The 12,349-nt window shown below is 69.5% G+C and carries 14 protein-coding genes; 6 read left to right on the forward strand and 8 right to left on the reverse strand.

Annotated features, from left to right (window positions below):
• Positions 1 to 47: 47 nt before the first annotated feature.
• A complete protein-coding gene (locus AWQ71_RS21265; RefSeq protein ID WP_067135860.1) occupies positions 48 to 857 on the reverse strand; it encodes an acetoacetate decarboxylase family protein in 810 nt (269 codons plus the stop codon).
• Between the two features lie 180 nt (positions 858 to 1,037).
• Between AWQ71_RS21265 and AWQ71_RS21270 the strand changes: the two genes are divergently transcribed.
• From AWQ71_RS21270 to cpt, 5 genes are all read left to right on the forward strand, one after another.
• On the forward strand, positions 1,038 to 2,375 hold the full coding sequence (locus AWQ71_RS21270; RefSeq protein WP_067135862.1) for a glutamine synthetase family protein: 1,338 nt from the start codon (positions 1,038 to 1,040) through the stop codon (positions 2,373 to 2,375).
• 46 nt (positions 2,376 to 2,421) lie between these two features.
• On the forward strand, positions 2,422 to 3,669 hold the full coding sequence (locus AWQ71_RS21275; RefSeq protein WP_067135864.1) for a cytochrome P450: 1,248 nt from the start codon (positions 2,422 to 2,424) through the stop codon (positions 3,667 to 3,669).
• 161 nt (positions 3,670 to 3,830) lie between these two features.
• Positions 3,831 to 3,953: a hypothetical protein gene (locus AWQ71_RS44440; protein ID WP_281196212.1), complete on the forward strand. Its 123-nt coding sequence runs from the start codon at positions 3,831 to 3,833 to the stop codon at positions 3,951 to 3,953.
• Positions 3,954 to 4,365: 412 nt separating this feature from the next.
• Positions 4,366 to 4,707, forward strand: a complete 342-nt coding sequence (locus AWQ71_RS41775; RefSeq protein WP_174550741.1) for a hypothetical protein — start codon at positions 4,366 to 4,368, stop codon at positions 4,705 to 4,707.
• Positions 4,708 to 5,104: 397 nt separating this feature from the next.
• Complete coding sequence (gene cpt / locus AWQ71_RS21280; protein ID WP_084259116.1) at positions 5,105 to 5,635, forward strand: chloramphenicol phosphotransferase CPT; 531 nt, start codon at positions 5,105 to 5,107, stop codon at positions 5,633 to 5,635.
• 589 nt (positions 5,636 to 6,224) lie between these two features.
• Here the strand turns inward: cpt and AWQ71_RS21285 are convergent.
• The 6 genes from AWQ71_RS21285 to AWQ71_RS21310 all read right to left on the reverse strand — a co-directional run bounded on the left by AWQ71_RS21285 (position 6,225) and on the right by AWQ71_RS21310 (position 10,370).
• Positions 6,225 to 6,650 carry a MarR family winged helix-turn-helix transcriptional regulator gene (locus AWQ71_RS21285; RefSeq protein ID WP_067135868.1) on the reverse strand — a complete coding sequence of 142 codons (426 nt, stop codon included), beginning with the start codon at positions 6,648 to 6,650 and terminating at the stop codon, positions 6,225 to 6,227.
• Entirely contained in the window at positions 6,647 to 8,065 is a 1,419-nt protein-coding gene (locus AWQ71_RS21290) for a DHA2 family efflux MFS transporter permease subunit (protein WP_067135870.1), read from the reverse strand. Before AWQ71_RS21290 ends, AWQ71_RS21285 begins: the two co-directional genes overlap by 4 nt.
• Positions 8,066 to 8,300: 235 nt before the next feature.
• Positions 8,301 to 8,672, reverse strand: a complete 372-nt coding sequence (locus tag AWQ71_RS21295) for a hypothetical protein (protein WP_067135872.1) — start codon at positions 8,670 to 8,672, stop codon at positions 8,301 to 8,303.
• 19 nt (positions 8,673 to 8,691) lie between these two features.
• On the reverse strand, positions 8,692 to 9,108 hold the full coding sequence (locus AWQ71_RS21300; RefSeq protein ID WP_245658394.1) for a roadblock/LC7 domain-containing protein: 417 nt from the start codon (positions 9,106 to 9,108) through the stop codon (positions 8,692 to 8,694).
• Positions 9,105 to 9,995 (reverse strand): MarR family transcriptional regulator, encoded by an 891-nt coding sequence (locus AWQ71_RS21305; RefSeq protein ID WP_067135874.1) that lies wholly within the window; start codon positions 9,993 to 9,995, stop codon positions 9,105 to 9,107. The genes AWQ71_RS21300 and AWQ71_RS21305 overlap by 4 nt, the downstream gene beginning before the upstream one ends.
• A 3-nt stretch (positions 9,996 to 9,998) precedes the next feature.
• Entirely contained in the window at positions 9,999 to 10,370 is a 372-nt protein-coding gene (locus AWQ71_RS21310; protein ID WP_067135876.1) for a hypothetical protein, read from the reverse strand.
• A gap of 216 nt (positions 10,371 to 10,586) precedes the next feature.
• Here AWQ71_RS21310 and AWQ71_RS21315 point away from each other — a divergent pair, with 216 nt between their 5' ends.
• Positions 10,587 to 11,075 carry a 2-thiouracil desulfurase family protein gene (locus tag AWQ71_RS21315; RefSeq protein ID WP_067135878.1) on the forward strand — a complete coding sequence of 163 codons (489 nt, stop codon included), beginning with the start codon at positions 10,587 to 10,589 and terminating at the stop codon, positions 11,073 to 11,075.
• Positions 11,076 to 11,084: 9 nt separating this feature from the next.
• Here the strand turns inward: AWQ71_RS21315 and AWQ71_RS21320 are convergent, their stop codons facing one another.
• Positions 11,085 to 12,317 carry a DUF4032 domain-containing protein gene (locus tag AWQ71_RS21320; protein ID WP_218001893.1) on the reverse strand — a complete coding sequence of 411 codons (1,233 nt, stop codon included), beginning with the start codon at positions 12,315 to 12,317 and terminating at the stop codon, positions 11,085 to 11,087.
• Between the last annotated feature and the right edge of the window lie 32 nt (positions 12,318 to 12,349).

Genomic DNA, 12,349 nt, shown 5'->3' on the forward strand with positions numbered 1-12,349 from the left:
ACAGAAAAGGAGGGCCGGGGTGACCCGGCCCTCCTTGACGGTTCGCGCTACTCCGCGCCGGAGGCGCCCGACTCCAGCAGCGTGCCGCCGTTCCAGACGACCCCGACCTGGCGGTAGTAGCCGCCGATCATCTCGTCCACCGTGAGGCCGGCGAGCTCCTCGGTCGGCGCGTCGAACAGCTCGATCTCCGCGTCGCCGGTCCAGGCCTGGCCGCCCTCGAAACTCTCGGCGCCGGTGACGATCAGCTCGTCCAGAGCCAGCCCCTTACCCGGCTCGATCGACCGCAGCCAGCGGTTGTGCGCCATCGGGTGGCCGTTGACGAAGCCGTTGGTCTCGCTGGGCTCGCGGAGCCGTACGACGGCCTGGGCCAGCCGCCGGTCGGCGGCGGCGAGCGTGGCGCCGAAGACGCCCCCCTCACCGATCCGCGGCGCGGCCAGGCCGAACGGGTGCGGGCGGGTCATGTGGACGGAGCCCAGCTTCTTCGGGTAGCCCTGGTGGACGCCCCGGGCGATGGCGAAGTCCTTGTCCACCCAGATGTAGACACACCGCGAGTAGGTCTGCCCCTGGTAGGAGCAGCGCACCACGACGAAACACTCCTTGTACTGCGACCGCACGGGGTCCAGCAGCTCCTCGCGGCCTCCGGAGCACGACTGCCAGTCGGCCCAGATCACCGCCACCGCGCCCGGGTCCTCCTCGGCGAGCGAGAGCGGCTCGGGGAGCAGCGCGGCCACCTTGGCGGGGTCGGTCCGGTATTCCACGGTCAGCAGGTCGCCCGAGTAGTACCAGGGCGGGCTCGGGACCAGCGAGGACCGGCCGCTCACCGTCTTGGGCGTGTAGAAACCGCGCAGCGTGGCCACGGCGCCTCCTTGGGGGTGAGGTCAGTTCATTTGGATCCATACGATATGCCCTGAGCTGGGCATTGTCATCAGCGGACCGCAGATATCTTTCAAAAGTGGACCCTTGTTGTCCCCCCAATTGCGGCGTATTGTTTGCACCCAAATGAACCCCCCACGTGCTGGCACTATCGAGGAGGCCATGTGAGCACGGAGTCCGCGGAACGGGCCGTTCAGCGCCTGCAGGATCAGGGCGTCGACGTCGTCCGTATCGGCTATCCCGACCTCATCGGCACCGACCGCGGCAAAGACGTGCTCGTCGAACGGCTCCCCGAGGTGTGCGAGAGCGGCGTCGCCTTCTGCCGCGCCGTCTACTACACCTCGCCGCAGGCCGACGTCGTCCCCGTGCCCGGCGGGCTCGACGAGGGCCTCCCCGACATCTCCATCCGCCCCGACCTGTCCACACTCGTCCCCCTCGCCTGGGAGCCCGGAGTCGCCTACTGTCTCGGCGACGCGGTCAACCCCGCCACCGGCGAGCCCTTCCCCGAATCGCCGCGCGAGGTCGTCCGCGCCGCCGCCGCCAAGCTCGCCGAGCTCGGACTGACCGGCGTCGTCGGCCCCGAGCTGGAGTACTTCCTGCTGGAGCCCGACGGCGCGGGCTGGAAGCGCTACGACGACGCCCCCGGCAACGTCTACGTCGTCGGCGCCAAGGGCGACCGGGGCTCCCACGTGCTGCGCACCCTGCGCACGCTGCGCGGGATGGAACTCGGCGTCACCATGGGCAACCACGAGTTCTCCGGCGGCCAGTTCGAGATCAACCTCCACCACTCCGAAGCCGTCGACGCCGCCGACCGGGCCTTCCGCTTCAAATCCGCCATCAAGGAACTGGCCCGCCGCGACGGCATGATGGCCACCTTCATGGCCAAGCCCTTCAACGACGAGGGCGGCTCCGGCTTCCACGTCCACCTCTCCTGCACGGACGAGAACGGCCACAACGTCTTCGACGACCCCTCCGAGGCGTACGGGCTCTCGGAGCGGGCCAGGTACGCCATCGGCGGCATTCTCGCGCACGCGCCGGCGCTCGCCGCCCTGCTCAACCCGACGATCAACTCGTACAAGCGGTTCGGGCCGGACACGCTCGCCCCCTGGCTGATCGACTGGGGCCTCGACAACCGCAGCGCCATGCTGCGCGTCCCGCCGGAGCGCGGCGCCGGCACCCGCCTGGAAGTCCGGCTCGGCGACGCCTCCGCCAACCCCTACCTCGGCATCGCGGGCCTGCTCGCCGCCATCTACCTCGGCATCCGCGACCGCGTGGAGCCGCCCGCCCCACTCTCCGGCTACGGCTACGACACCAGCAAGGCCCCCATGCTGCCGATGTCGCTGCCCGTCGCACTGGACGCCCTCAGCGCCGACACCGCCTTCAGCGAGGTCCTCGGCAAGGAGTTCACCACCGCCTACCTCGCCTACAAGCGGAACGAGGTCGAGCGCTTCTCCCAGTTCATCACCGACTGGGAGTTCCGCGAGTACGCCTACCACCTTTAGCAACCTCTAGTCACTCGTAGTTCCTGAAACCCCTTCTGGAGGACCAATGCGCCTGGAAGACGTCGACCTGGCGGACAACGACAAGTTCCTCGACGGCGAAACCCCGTGGCGCATGTTCGACGTGCTGCGCGAGCAGGCCCCGGTGCACTGGCAGGACGAGGGCGACCACGGCAGCGGCTTCTGGTCGATCACCCGTCACGCCGACATCGTCCGCGTCGACCGCGACGCCGAGACGTTCACCTCCATGAAGTTCGTCAACCTTGAAGAGGTGGACGAACGCCAGGCCACCATCCGGCGCTCCCTCCTGGAGACCGACGGCCCCCGCCACGGCGTGCTCCGCCGCATCATGCAGCGCGAGTTCACCCCCAGGGCCGTCGCCGGCTACGAGGTCTTCCTGCGCGGCCTCACCGCCCGCACCCTCGACGCGGCGCTCGCCAAGGGCACGTTCGACTTCGTGAAGGAGGTGTCCGCCGACTTCCCGATCAACGTCCTGGCCAAGATGCTCGACGTGCCCGAGGACGACACCCAGCAGCTCATCGACTGGGGCAACCGGATCATCGGCAACACCGACCCCGACTACGCCGACGTCCTGCTGCACAGCGCCGAGAGCGAGAAGTACCGCGACCTGCCGTTCCGCAGCCCCGCCTCCATCGAGGTCTTCGAGTACGGCAGGGAGCTGGCCAGGCAGCGCCGCGGCGGCGACGGCACCGACCTCGTCAGCAAGCTCGTCAACGGGACCCCGTCCGACGGGGTGCCGCTCTCACCGAACGACTTCGACAACTACTTCCTGCTGCTCGTGGTCGCCGGCAACGAGACCACCCGGCACGCCATCTCCCACACCATGCGCGCCCTGATCGACCACCCCGAGCAGGCGGAGAAGCTCCGGCAGGACCTCTCCCTCATGCCGAACGCGGTGGAGGAGTTCCTGCGCTGGGCCTCCCCGGTCTACCACTTCCGCCGTACGGCGACCCGGGACGTCGAGATGCACGGGCAGAAGATCGCCGAAGGCGACAAGGTCGTCATGTGGTTCGGCTCGGGCAACCGGGACGAGCGGGTCTTCGACTCCCCGTACACCTTCGACGTCACCCGGCAGAACAACGACCACATCACCTTCGGCAAGGGCAGCCCGCACTTCTGCCTGGGCAACGCCCTCGCCCGCCTGGAGATCCGGGTCATGTTCGAGGAGCTGCTGCCGCGCCTCGCCGACATCAAGCTCGCCGGCGACATCCGCCGGGTCCGCTCCAACTTCGTCAACGGCATCAAGGAGCTCCCGGTCACTGCCACCCTCGCCTGATCGGTACCGGCGCGTCGGCGACGACCTGGGCCTGGACCTCTCCTTGAGGTCCAGGCCCTTTACTTGGAATGGGGTCGAATCGACCCCTGAATCGGGACCGCGGCGGTTAGAGGTCTGATTACCGCCGGGGTTGGCCTGCCCCGGCCGATGACACTGGCGCCATGAACACAGCAGACGTGGCAGGGGATCAGGTCGGCGGATCGCGGGCGGACGGGCAGTCACCGGAAGACGCCTGGACGGTGATGCAGAGGTTCTACGCGGCCGAGGCCGTCGCTGAATTGTGACCGCTGCGCTGCGGCGGGCAGTTGCTCCGGCGCGCCGTGATAGCTGATCTCTGGTGCTACCGCTGCCGCGGCTTCGGGCGCGGTGGTACATGGCACGGTCTTACGCGCGCCGGAGCAACCACCCGCACTCCGCTCCGCTCACCGCCGCCCCGGCTGCCGGCCGTAGGCGCCCCGTCTCGTCCTCGGCCTCCTTCTCGCCGCAGGTCGGAAATCAGACTCATGATTCGGCCAGACTGTTCCGTCGGATGTGGCGGGCCATCGGATCGCCTCGCTCCCACGGGGCAACCCGCCGACAGGATCACATAATTGCCGTCCCTTGATGTGTCTCCGTCCAGATCCGTGATCAACAGATGGGTAGCGTGGCAGCGGTCACAGTTAGTGACTTCCCTTGGACAGGAGAGGATCCACAAGCATGCTCCACCGCGTACTTCTGGCCAGTTCCGCCTGCGTCGCGCTCGCCGTCATGGCGCCAGTCGCCGCTTCGGCGGAGACGTTCACAATGCAGAGCTCGGCTACTGTCGCGCAGGCCGACAGCGCCGCAGTCAACACCACCCACAGCGACTGGGGCCGACCGGGCGGCTGGGGTCGGCCGGGCGGCGGCTCCTGGGGTCGCCCCTGGGGTAACCCGTGGGGCGGGTCCTGGGGTCGGCCCTGGGGTAACCCGTGGGGCGGGTCCTGGGGTCGGCCCTGGAGCGGCGGCGTAGTTGTCGTCGGCGACTGCGCCCTCGACTACTACGGGGACTTCTGCTTCTGAAATGAACCGGGTGGATTCTCAACGAGAACCACCCTCGAGGATCGGCACGAATCCTCGTGTCGAGCAGGCGCGTAGACACCCCAGACTGTCAGCAAATTTTGCTGACAGTCTGGGGTCGTCCGGCTGCGGTAGGCCGTGGGCGAGCCGGCGCAAGGCGGAGGGCATTGACGCGGATGAAGCTCATGCCGAGGGCCTCGCACACCTCCTTGCGTCGTTCGTGCCGGTCGAGGACCAGGCCGCGCCGCTGGAGATGTTGATGATCCGCCCTCCGTCGCGCAGCCGCTTCAGCGTGATCCAGTGCTCTGACCGGGAAGGTTCACCGGGTTGTGGCGGGCGGTGCAGCGTTCGCGGAAATCCGTTTCGAGCGTTGCTGTGGTTGCCTCTACTGTGGCGTGGTGTGACTGAAGTGATCGTTCTCAACGGTGGTTCCAGCTCGGGGAAGTCCGGGATCGTTCGGTGTCTGCAGGCATGCCTGCCGGATCCGTGGTTGGCCCTGGGGACAGACACGCTGATTGAGGCGATGCCCGCGTCCATGCAGACATCGGATGCCGGGATCGAGTTCGCTCCGGACGGGCAGGTGATCGTCGGGCCGGAGTTCCGGGCGCTGGAAGCGGCATGGATCGAGGGGGTCGCCGCGATGGCCCGTGCGGGTGCCCGGGTCATCGTTGATGAGGTCTTCCTCGGCGGAGCGGACTCGCAGAAGCGATGGCAGAAGGCTTTGGGCGAACTGCGGGTGCTGTGGGTCGGCGTCCGGTGCGACAGTGCGGTTGCCGCGGGCCGTGAGGTCGCACGAGGTGATCGGGTCATCGGCATGGCGGAGTCCCAGGCGGATGTGGTCCACCGGGGCATTGTCTATGACCTGGAGGTGGACACCACGCATGCCGAGTCGATGGAGTGCGCACGGACCATCGCCGCGCATGTCAGCTGATCGGTGGTCCGGCTGTCTGCCGCTATGACCGCAGCGCCGAGACGGTCAGGCCGCTGTGGCCAGGGGCCGTCCTCCCCAGCGGGTGCCCTTCTCCCCGCGGATCCGGGCGCGTTCGCGGCGTTGGGCTGCCAGCACGTCGGGGTGGCGGGCGTTGGGAGTTGGCGAGGGTGAACTGCCGCCCGGGCTGCGACCGATGCCGGCGTTGTTGACGATGATGCCGACGCTCCCGTCAGGTGCGTACTCGCCTATTTGAGCGTCGAAGGCCGGATCGACGCCACGACCGGCGAGAAGGAGGCCGAGGACGAGACGGGGCGCCTACGGCCGGCAGCCGGGGCGGCGGTGAGCGGAGCGGCGCGCACCAGGAACGGCCACGCTCCCGTCCAGGCCCGGGTCGTCGCCGACGCGTGCCGTGTCCACCATGATCCTCTGCCGCGATCGGCACGCCACCGGCCACGACCTTACTGACCATCCCCACCCTTTACGCGGTGCCCTTCCTGACATCCCGGTTCGGTAAGCCGCCACGGCATTTCCGTCGTGCACAGGCCATCCGCCGCAGCGCAGCGCCGGTCATGAACGGCGAGGCCCCAGTTCAGGTGGCGAGGAGACGGGTGATGACGCGGTCGAGGGCGTCGAGGTCGGCCGGATCCAGGGCGAGCAGTGCGGCGGGCGGTGTGCCGAGGATGCGCTCGGCGAGTTCGGCGGCCCGTACGCCTTCGGGGGTGATCGAGACGATCTTGGCCCGGCGGTCGCCGGGATGAGGAGCGCGCTCGACCAGTCCTCGGCGCTCCAGGTCGGCGACCACGACCGTGGTGTACGGAGGGTCGGTGGTGAGCTGTTCGGCGAGCCGGCGCAAGGTCAGTGGTCCGGCGGCGACGAGGCGGAGGGCCTTGACGCGGACGAAGCTCATGCCGAGGGCCTCGCACACCTCCTTGCGTCGTTCGTGCCGGTCGACGACCAGGCCGCGCATGCCGCGCCAGACGCGGGTGGCGAGCTCTTCGTCGGGAAGGGCGTTCATCGGGACCTCGCCGGTTCGTACGGCGTCAGCCGCGCGGCGGTCCGATCGGCGGTGGCCATGGCCCAGCCGCTGGTGCTGACGATGGAGAGGATCAGGACGAGCAGCCCGTACGCGGCGACGATCCACCAGGTGGCGTGGCTGGCCCGGGTGAAGCCGGAGACGCCGGTGGCGGAGGCGACGACCGATCCGGCGATGGCGACCCCGAGCGACTGGCCGACCTGGCGGCTGGTCGAGGCGACGGCGGCGGCGACGCCGGCCTGGGACAGCGGCATCCCGGAGACGGCGGTGTTGGTGATGGGCGGGTTGACCACCGCGAAGCCGAGCCCGAAGACCAGGTAGATCGCCAGCAGCGCCGGGATGGGCGTGGCGGGGGTGATCTGGGCGAGCAGGACCCCGCCGACGGCCATGCAGGTGCCTCCCGCGATGAGCGATATGCGGGGCCCGCGCGCGCCGACCAGCCGCCCGGAGAGCGGTCCGAAGATCAGTGTCGCGAGCGCGACGGGCAGCATGCAGAGCCCGGCGCGCAGGGCGGACAGGCCGCGGATGTCCTGCAGGTAGAGCGTGTTGACGAAGAGGAAGGTGCCGAGCGCGGCGAAGCCGGCCACCGCGATGGCCGCCGCCCCCGCGAACGGGGCGCTGCGGAAGAAACGCACGTCGATGAGCGGCTCGTCGCGGCGGGGCTCGTACCAGATCAGCGCGACGAGGGAGAGGAGGGCGACGGCGAAGCATCCGATGGTGAGGCCGGACGTCCAACCCAGGCCGGGCCCCTCGATGATCCCGTACGTCAGGGAGGCGAGCAGGGCGATGACGAGCACCTGGCCGACAGGGTCGATCCGGCGCGGCTTCTCGGACTTGGACTCGGGGACGAAGCGCCAGGTGAGCAGGACGGCGGCCAGCCCGATCGGCACGTTGATCCAGAAGATGGACCGCCAGCCGACGCTGTCGGTGAGCACGCCGCCGACGACGGGGCCGAGGGCCATGCTGATCCCGACGACGCCGCCCCACACGCCGATCGCCTGGGCGCGTTCGCGCGGGTCGGTGAAGGTGTTGGTGATGATCGACATGGCGACGGGGTTGAGCATCGACCCGCCGATCGCCTGGAGGGCGCGGAACGCGATCAGCCATTCCAGGGTCGGGGCGATGCTGCACAACAGGGACGCGGACGTGAAGACGAGCAGGCCGATCTGGAAGACCCGCCGTCGCCCGATGCGGTCGCCGGTGGAGCCGGACAGCATGAGCAGGCTCGCGAGCGTCAGCGTGTAGGCGTCGATCGTCCACTGCAGCCCGGAGATGGGGGCGTGCAGGGCGCGTGCGATGGAGGGGAGCGCCACGTTCACGATCGTGTTGTCGAGGGACACGATCAGCAGGCTGATGCAGCAGATGAGCAGCACCAGGACCCGTCGGTGGCGGTTCATTAGTTGCACTATTACAACGGTACGCCCTGTTTATTTGCGCTCGCTTCGCTCGCGCGGGCTCGGGGCGCCTTCAGTCGATGTCTTCCCTCGTCTCTCGGAGTCGCTCGTTCCTCGCTTCCCGCTCGCTCCTCAGTCCAGACACCGCCGCGTCCCTCGCGCGGGATGGTTGGGGCCGTAGTGATGGATGGTGCTCCCCCGGGGGGCCGCCCGCGCCGGCGGCCTCCCGGGGGAGGGGTCAGATCTCCAGGCGCTCCTCGATGGAGCGGAGCTGGTGGCGGGCCATCGCCAGGTTGGACCTGTTGCGATCGAGGGCCAGGTAGAGGAACAGCCCCTTGCCGCTGCGCCCGGTGACCGGGCGGATGAGGTGGTACTGCGAGCCGAGCGTGATGAGGATGTCCTCGATGGCGTCCTTGATCTGGAGCGACTCCATCGTGCGGAGTTTGGCCTTGACGACCTCGGTGTTGCCCGCGGCCGCGACGGGGAGGTCGAGGTCCTTGGACCCGCCGAGGGTGCCGAGGGCCATGCCGCTGCCGTAGTCGACGACGCAGGCGCCGAGGGCGCCGTCGATGCCCATCATCTCCTTGAGCGAGATGTCGATGTTCGTCATGTCTGTTTCCCCTGTTCGGCTAGTTCGGCTGTGCGCGTTCGACGATGGCGGCGAGTTTGGCCGCCGTTTTACGACCCTCGATCCGGAGCAGGCCGAGGTTGGCCCCCGGCCCGGCGAGAACGGCGAGGACGAGTTTGGGGCCCGCGGCGTAGCACGCGGCGTGTCCGCGCGTGCCGGAGATCAGGGTCTCCTCAAGGGCGCCGACCTGGACGAGGTCGGTCATCCTGCGGGCCATCGAGATGAGCGCCGACGAGAGCGCCGCCGTCTGTTCGGTGTGGCCGGAGATGTCGGTCGCGATGAGCATCCCGTCCACCGTGCAGGTGAGCGTGCCGGTGATCTCGGGCGCGCGCTCCCTGAGGAGGAGCATCTCCTCGTGTATTTCGCCGCGTAGATCCATCGAAATGCCCTTTCCGGCCCGCTTGAGCCAGGTGATCACTGCAGCGCCTCCAGTGCGTCACGCAGCCTGATGAGCAGCTTCACGTCGGTCGGGTCGGCGCTGACCTGTGGCAGGTACGGCTGTGCCGGGTCCGACCCCGGTCCGGGGCGCAGCTCGGCCCGTGGCCCGCTCCGCTCGGCTCGTTTCGGCAGCGCCGGCTTGGGGGGCGCGGCCTGGTCGGCGGGGTCGGCCCCGGTCGCGAGCAGCCCCGCCGCGCCCAGTTCGCGTACGGCGAGCAGGGTCGAGTAGGCGGGACGGCCGAGGCGGCGGGCCAGCTCGGCGGGTGTGGCGGTGGTGTCGGCGCCGAGCAGCACCTCCCACTGCAGCGCGGACAGCACCACGTGCCTGCCGGGGATGCGCCGGACCGGGATCACCGGTTGTGTGTCGAGCTCGCTCGACGGCCATGCGCGGTCCAATCGGGCCTTCCTCCGCCGGCACTCCTGGAAGAGGCCGGGCACGTCGAAGAACCAGTGCGTCCCGAGCCAGTGCCGCTCCCCGTCCTTGAACCGGGGCTTGGGCCCGGGACGGGCCCCGCTCGTGGCGAGCGCCGGCCCGAGCAGGAAGTACGAGGCGTCGAGGGTGGCGCCCAGGACGCAGAACTCCAGCTCGCCCTTGGTGAGCACGCCGGCGTCGACCAGCCGGTCGCCGCCGCTCGGCGGGTCGCTCTCCCCGGTGGCGGCCTGGCGCGCCTTCCTGACCGCGCCGGCGCTGATCCGTCCGGAGGCGGTCAGCAGCTCCTCCACGCCCGGCGTCCCCGTGCATTCGGCGTACGACACCCGGCCTCGGGTGAGGAAGATCGTGCCGGCGCGGCCGATGCGGAGGGAGCCGGTGGCCCTGTCCTGGGCCAGTCCGGTGAGTACGGAGTCGAGGGTCGTGGTGGTGGCCATGGGTCACGAGGCGATCAGCCGGTGGGAGATGGCCTGAAGTCGGCGTAGGGCGAGGGCGAGGTTCGCGCGGTCGGGGTCGAGCCGGAGGCAGATGAGCAGCGGGCCGTCGAACATCGTCTCCATCGGTTTGATCAGGTGGTAGGCCCGGTCGGTGGTGACGATCACGTCCTCGATGCGTATCGTCCCGTCGGGCGTCGAGAGGGCGAGGCCGTCGAGCGTGGCGCGGAACGCCTCGCTCAGTCCCGCGGCGGATCCCTCCGGGTAGGACACGCCCTCGGCGGCGACCGCCATTCCGCTGGTGTGATCCACGAGGATCGCGTCAAGTGCGCCGGGGATCGTCATGGCCTCGGAAAGGCAGTCCTCTATCCCGATCACGCCCAGCTCCCTCGCCGTGTCGTCCAAACAGCGCGGCCAACACTAGAGAAGCCGGTGCCCGCGCAGCCCGCACGATCGATCGCGATAAGAGGTGAGATATAAGGATTAGTTCCTCAAGGAGGAGAAATCTCTAACTACATAGAAGAGTTGTATTTACGGGCATATGTGAAGATCGCCCGGCTTGTTTTGGGTTAAGGGTGGGACAGAATAGGAGTTATGGAACGAGTCCTGGTCAGCGCCTGTCTCCTCGGCCGCAAGGTGCGCTACGACGGCGGCGCCAAGACGAGCGAGGACGAACTGCTCGCCGCCTGGAACGCCGAGGGGCGGCTTGTCCCGTTCTGTCCGGAAGTCGCGGGCGGGCTCCCCATCCCCCGGCCGCCGGCGGAGATCGAGGGCGGCGCGGGCGGCGCCGCCGTGCTGGCCGGGACCGCGCGCATCCTCACACCGGACGGCGACGACGTGACCGAGGCGTTCGTCGAGGGGGCCCGGCGGGCGCTCGACGCGGCGCGGGCGGCCGGCGCCCGGGTGGCGATCCTCAAGGAGGGCAGCCCCTCGTGCGGATCGCTGCGCGTCTACGACGGCACGTTCGCCGGGCGCACGACCCCGGGCCAGGGCGTGACCACCGCGCTTCTCGAACAGAACGGCATCCGTGTCTTCAACGAGGACGACATCGCCGCGGCCGCCCGGCACCTCCGGGAGGGCTGACCTCCGAGCTCAGGGGGACAGCGGGTCGGCCCCGGCGTCGATGATCACCGCGTTCTCGTCCGGCTTGAACACCAGGACGTTCTCGGCGTACGACCGGACCGCGGCCTCGAGGCCCACGTCCGCCCCGGCCGTCTCGGACATGAACCAGCGGTGGTCGAGCACCTCGTGGAACAGCTGCGCGGGTTCCAGCTTGCGCCGCAGCTCGGCCGGGATCCCGCTCACCACCGGCTGGAAGACCTCGGCCAGCCAGCGGTGGGCCACGATCGCCTCGTCCTCGTGGCGCAGGCCGTTCGACACCCGGAACGCGTCGAGGTCGTTCAGCAGCCGCCTGGCCTGGTTCTCCTCCGCGTCCAGACCGGTCAGCCGCAGCAGGCGGCGCTGGTGGTGCCCGGCGTCCACGACCTTGGGCCGCACGATGAGCCGCCCCGTCCCGACCTTCCTGCGGACCATCATCTCGGCGACGTCGAAGCCGAGCGAGTTGAGCCGCCTGATCCGCTGCTCGACGATGTGCCAGTCGACGTCCTCGATGATCTCGTCGGAGTTCAGCTCGCTCCACAGCCGCTCGTACCGCTCGACGATCTGCCCGGCGAAGACCAGCGGGTCGATCGACGGGTGCAGCAGCTCGCCCGCCTCCAGGTCGAGCAGCTCGCCGTAGATGTTGACGTGCGCCACGTCGATGTCGTGGGTCCGCTGGCCTTCGCTGATCATCGGGTGCAGCTCGCCGGTCTCCGCGTCCACCAGGTACGCGGCGAAGGCTCCGGCGTCGCGGCGGAACAGCGTGTTGGACAGCGAGCAGTCGCCCCAGTAGAAGCCCGCCAGGTGGAGCCGGACGAGCAGCACGGCGAGGGCGTCGAGCAGCCGCGTCAGCGTGTCGGGCCGCACCGCGCCGGAGAGCACGGCCCGGTAGGGGAGCGAGAACTGCAGGTGCCGGGTGATCAGCGCGGAGTCCAGCTCGGTGCCGTCCGCGGCGGTGCGCCCGGTGACGACCGCGACCGGCTCGACGGACGGGGCGTCCAGCCGGGCCAGGTCCCACAGCAGCTTGTACTCCCGCCTGGCGTACCGCTCGCTGATCTCCTTGATCGCGTAGACGTGCCCCGACAGGCGGGCGAACCGGACGACGTGCCGCGAGATGCCGCGCGGCAGGGTCACCAGGTGGTGGTCGGGCCACTCCTCCAGCGGGATGTCCCAGGGCAGCCGGATCAGGTCGGGATCGCCGGGGGCGCCGATCATCTGCAGGGGCACCGTTTGCTCCTCGTTGCGGGGATTCGTGATCC

Origin of the sequence: Microtetraspora malaysiensis (genome assembly GCF_001528665.1) — a bacterium.
GTDB classification, from domain to species: Bacteria; Actinomycetota; Actinomycetes; order Streptosporangiales; family Streptosporangiaceae; genus Microtetraspora_A; species Microtetraspora_A malaysiensis.

What these genes read in the sequence shown, in the direction of transcription:
- AWQ71_RS21275 (WP_067135864.1), top strand. Translation starts at nt 2,422, where the DNA reads ATGCGCCTGGAAGACGTCGACCTGGCGGACAACGACAAGTTCCTCGAC.
- AWQ71_RS44440 (WP_281196212.1), top strand. Translation starts at nt 3,831, where the DNA reads ATGAACACAGCAGACGTGGCAGGGGATCAGGTCGGCGGATCGCGGGCG.
- AWQ71_RS41775 (WP_174550741.1), top strand. Translation starts at nt 4,366, where the DNA reads ATGCTCCACCGCGTACTTCTGGCCAGTTCCGCCTGCGTCGCGCTCGCC.
- AWQ71_RS21285 (WP_067135868.1), bottom strand. Translation starts at nt 6,650, where the DNA reads ATGAACGCCCTTCCCGACGAAGAGCTCGCCACCCGCGTCTGGCGCGGC.
- AWQ71_RS21290 (WP_067135870.1), bottom strand. Translation starts at nt 8,065, where the DNA reads ATGAACCGCCACCGACGGGTCCTGGTGCTGCTCATCTGCTGCATCAGC.
- AWQ71_RS21295 (WP_067135872.1), bottom strand. Translation starts at nt 8,672, where the DNA reads ATGACGAACATCGACATCTCGCTCAAGGAGATGATGGGCATCGACGGC.
- AWQ71_RS21305 (WP_067135874.1), bottom strand. Translation starts at nt 9,995, where the DNA reads ATGGCCACCACCACGACCCTCGACTCCGTACTCACCGGACTGGCCCAG.
- AWQ71_RS21315 (WP_067135878.1), top strand. Translation starts at nt 10,587, where the DNA reads ATGGAACGAGTCCTGGTCAGCGCCTGTCTCCTCGGCCGCAAGGTGCGC.